This is a genomic window from Endozoicomonas acroporae (assembly GCF_002864045.1).
Classification (GTDB): domain Bacteria; phylum Pseudomonadota; class Gammaproteobacteria; order Pseudomonadales; family Endozoicomonadaceae; genus Endozoicomonas; species Endozoicomonas acroporae.
The window spans coordinates 1-3,508 of sequence record NZ_PJPV01000149.1; the positions used below are offsets into that span (position 1 = coordinate 1).

The following is a 3,508-nucleotide window of genomic DNA, read 5'->3' on the forward strand; positions in this document are numbered from 1 at the left end:
GTCGCTTGGTGAAGTCCCGGGAGGATGATTCGGGAACTAAGTAGCTGGCCATATAGAATCATATATTTCTGGCTACTTGGGCAGGTGCTATGCGAGGCACAACGGAGGGAGCATAGCCGTAGCTATGTGACCGGAGTTGTAACGAAGCAGAGTGCCTGAACAAGGAGTCAGAAATATATGATTCCATATGGTTAGCTACTTACTCACAACAGGGTAACTGTCAAGGTCACAGTATCCTGATAGCACCCTCCGTCGAAGGGCTACTGTTTTGTGTTTGAACCATAAAGGAGGACACATAGCAAAAGAAAAGCTCTTCTTCGTGCTCTTTGTGCCTTTGTGGTTCCAATGCAAGACCTGCAACACCCATCAACCAACCGCCAGCATCCCTCATCAAACGCTGAAAGAGAACTGGGTGCAGTTTATCATCATGAAGAATTCCTTAATGTTTACCCTGAGAACAGCTTTTAACAAAAGCTCTAAAGAAAGATATTCTGCCGGAAACCTGGACACAGGATTGCCAGATCCCGGGAACTCATTTACACCAGTTTTTCTTTAAGCAGCGATTTAATTTCAGCAATATCTGACTTCACCTCATACATATCTGATTTGAGTTCGGATACATCAGATTTAAGCTCAGATACCTCGGATTTGAGTTCATATACATCAGATTTAAGCTCAGATACCTCGGATTTGAGTTCATATACATCAGATTTAAGCTCAGATACCTCGGATTTGAGTTCAGATACCTCGGATTTGAGTTCAGATACATCCGATTCAACCTTTTCAAATCGCTGGTCAACATGATCAAAGCGTTGATTAACTGAAGCTTCAAAAGACTCCATTCGCCGATCAATATAGCTCTCCATGGCAATATGATTCTGATCCACTTTAACGGATAAAGCCTTGAGATCATGGGTCACCGTCAGCACCACCTGCTCAAGGTCGGCAATGGCCTTATGGTTGGAAAGCAACAGGTCCTGATGTTTTTTCATGTGGCTGGCCAGTGCATCTACCCCTTTACTGGTATCCACCTGGTTACGACGCAGCTCCCTCACTTCTTCTTCTAACCGGGTCAGCCGGAACTCGTACCGTTCGACGGTCATTATTATCATCCTCATCACTTGCCTGGAGTGTCAAAGCTAGATCAGAACAGTAGAAATGCAAATATTCAAACTGCTGCCTTTGAGTTACGGTCGGGAGCGGTGTTGTCAGTGCGGCAAAGTAAAGAGCAACGCAAACGAGAAATGAGTTTTGCCGGGCCGTAATGTTTGTGTTAAACAGGCTGTTTGTCAGTTGGTAGTTTTATTCGGTAGTGATTTGTGAGATTTTTTGTTTTATGGGGAATTCTCCTCTTTCTTTCATTTCAGGTTGATGGATTACAGGGTAGCCGGGTTGAGCAGGGCAGTAACCAGCCATTCATAAATATGCCCGACGATAACCTCAGTGAGGTCTGGAGCGGCGAAGAAACGCTGGTTCTCAAGACATCCTTCTGTCTCACGGTTAGCCCAGGGGATGATATGAAAGAACTCAGATTTGGACCCTTGAGCACCGGCCTCTATAGAAGTGGACTTAATGACAGTTTCATCAGCAAAGTGGTGTTTACCGGCAAAGGCAAGGCGGTAGAAGGAAAAAAAATAGAGCTTCAGCCCGACAGGACTTCAGTAGCAACTATTGCCTCAGGCAGTTCTTCAGGTCCATCCCAGTGTTCTGATTATGAGTTTGAATTTCAGATCCATATCACCAGTAAAAAAATAGAAACGCTTGACTTGCTTGGACTGCATAAGGCCTGGCTGGACTTCACTGTCGAGTCGGCCAACCGCCGGGAGTCAAAAACAATCCGGATTGATCTCGATATTAAAACACTGTACCGCATCTCCGGATTAAGTGATGTTGAGATTACCCCGGACGATGGTGGCGGCGCATGGTTGTGGAAGGAAATGCTTTTTTGTGTATATGGTACCCATGGCAATTATTACAGGGTGAGTCTGAAATCCGCCAGACATCCCCTTGAGGGCTTTTACCTGTCAGACAGTATCAACCGGAACGTTATTCCCTATCGCATCAGTGTAATTGGGGATGGGAGTTCAAATTGGAGTATTTTTTATGGTCCGGGCAGAAGCCTTTATAGCTATAAGAGCAGTCACAGCAAAATCTGTAATGGTTCCACCAACGCCAGGTTACGGGTGGAGATTCTGAAGTCAGATCTTCCGGCACGCAGCGCAGGCAGTTACAGCGATGTTATGGAAATAACCATTGAGCCGTAAAGCAGACACGGATTTTCAATGCGGTTTGAATTCGTTCTCCCGCGGAGCGAGGTTGACCCGAAACCTGCGTCCCGAAACCCGGAAAAATGGTCTTGATGCAGGTCGGTTCGCAGGCGAGCCGACTCGTGGCCTACTACGCGGTGAGACCCTTTTATGGGTTTTGCGACAACCTCAGGAGCATGGGAACGAGAGAAAAAGTGTCCGGAAAAGTGAAGTAAGGAGAGGGATAAGCCTGGTATTGGTATCAGTCTTCTCACAAAGGCTCAACGGTGAGATAAAGTGTGCCTTTGTATACTCCGGCTGGCTTACCATTTATCCATTTATCCAGAACCACAACCCTCACTTTAGTGTTGTTACTATCACTGCAATTCAGCGAGGTACTGCTGTTCTTTGCCTCCAGCCATTTTCCGGGATCGACCTTACTAAGCTTGGACCCATCGCTGGATAAACGCACCCTGTAGGGAATGGTGTTACTGCCATTGGAAAGAAGGAAGGGGGCGTTTGCTTCTGCGCCACCGCTGGCCTTTATACGATAATCAGCGCCCCCTGACACAAACACGCAAAAGGGCTCATCCTGGCGATAGCGATTATTGCCCGTCTGGTCAGCACCATATCGTCCAACCCGCTGATCTTGACCAGGGTTGGCAAGTTTACCGTGAAATTAACATCAGAATGGTAGCTCGCTGAGCCCTGACCGATATCAACGGAAAAGTTACCGCTGTAACTGCCTGGCAGGATACTTTGCAGTTCGGAAGACCGCAACTCAAATCGAACCCATGCTTGAGAAAAGGGCTGATCCTCACAGGAGGTGGCACCTTGCTGATCCGAAGTCAGATTTCTCGGACCAGGCTCTTCCCAAATGGAGTCACCACTTACCGGAGCACCACCACGCCACTTAAAAGCAACCGGCAATGTATTATTACCATTTCTTAAGACAAAATCGTCACCTGCCGCATCGCCATCCACCTGCACATCAAATGGTAAACGACTCCAGGCGTTGATATCACTGTTAGCAGAGGGTTTTGTATAGGAAAGAATAAGTAGCTGGCCATATGGAATCACATATTTCTGGCTACTTGGGCAGGTGCTATGCGAGGCACAACGGAGGGAGCATAGCCGTAGCTATGTGACCGGAGTTGTAACGAAGCAGAGCACCTGAACAAGGAGTCAGAAATATGTGATTTCATATGGTTAGCTACTTACAATATTGCTGTTCGCCGTAAATCAGCGGGGCTGTTATTGAT

4 protein-coding genes are annotated in these 3,508 nt (G+C 47.0%); 1 reads left to right on the plus strand and 3 read right to left on the minus strand.

Annotated elements, in window-relative coordinates:
• Positions 1–536: 536 nt before the first annotated feature.
• Positions 537–1,103 carry a hypothetical protein gene (locus CX664_RS20700; protein WP_101748570.1) on the minus strand — a complete coding sequence of 189 codons (567 nt, stop codon included), beginning with the start codon at positions 1,101–1,103 and terminating at the stop codon, positions 537–539.
• 414 nt (positions 1,104–1,517) lie between these two features.
• Here CX664_RS20700 and CX664_RS20705 point away from each other — a divergent pair, with 414 nt between their 5' ends.
• Entirely contained in the window at positions 1,518–2,264 is a 747-nt protein-coding gene (locus CX664_RS20705) for a hypothetical protein (RefSeq protein ID WP_146000184.1), read from the plus strand.
• A 253-nt stretch (positions 2,265–2,517) separates the two neighbouring features.
• Here the strand turns inward: CX664_RS20705 and CX664_RS20710 are convergent, their stop codons facing one another.
• Positions 2,518–2,823, minus strand: coding sequence for a hypothetical protein (locus CX664_RS20710; RefSeq protein WP_146000185.1), 306 nt, complete (start codon positions 2,821–2,823; stop codon positions 2,518–2,520).
• Positions 2,790–3,326, minus strand: coding sequence for a hypothetical protein (locus CX664_RS20715; protein ID WP_101748573.1), 537 nt, complete (start codon positions 3,324–3,326; stop codon positions 2,790–2,792). Before CX664_RS20715 ends, CX664_RS20710 begins: the two co-directional genes overlap by 34 nt.
• Between the last annotated feature and the right edge of the window lie 182 nt (positions 3,327–3,508).

What these genes read in the sequence shown, in the direction of transcription:
- CX664_RS20700 (WP_101748570.1), bottom strand. Translation starts at nt 1,103, where the DNA reads ATGACCGTCGAACGGTACGAGTTCCGGCTGACCCGGTTAGAAGAAGAA.
- CX664_RS20705 (WP_146000184.1), top strand. Translation starts at nt 1,518, where the DNA reads ATGAAAGAACTCAGATTTGGACCCTTGAGCACCGGCCTCTATAGAAGT.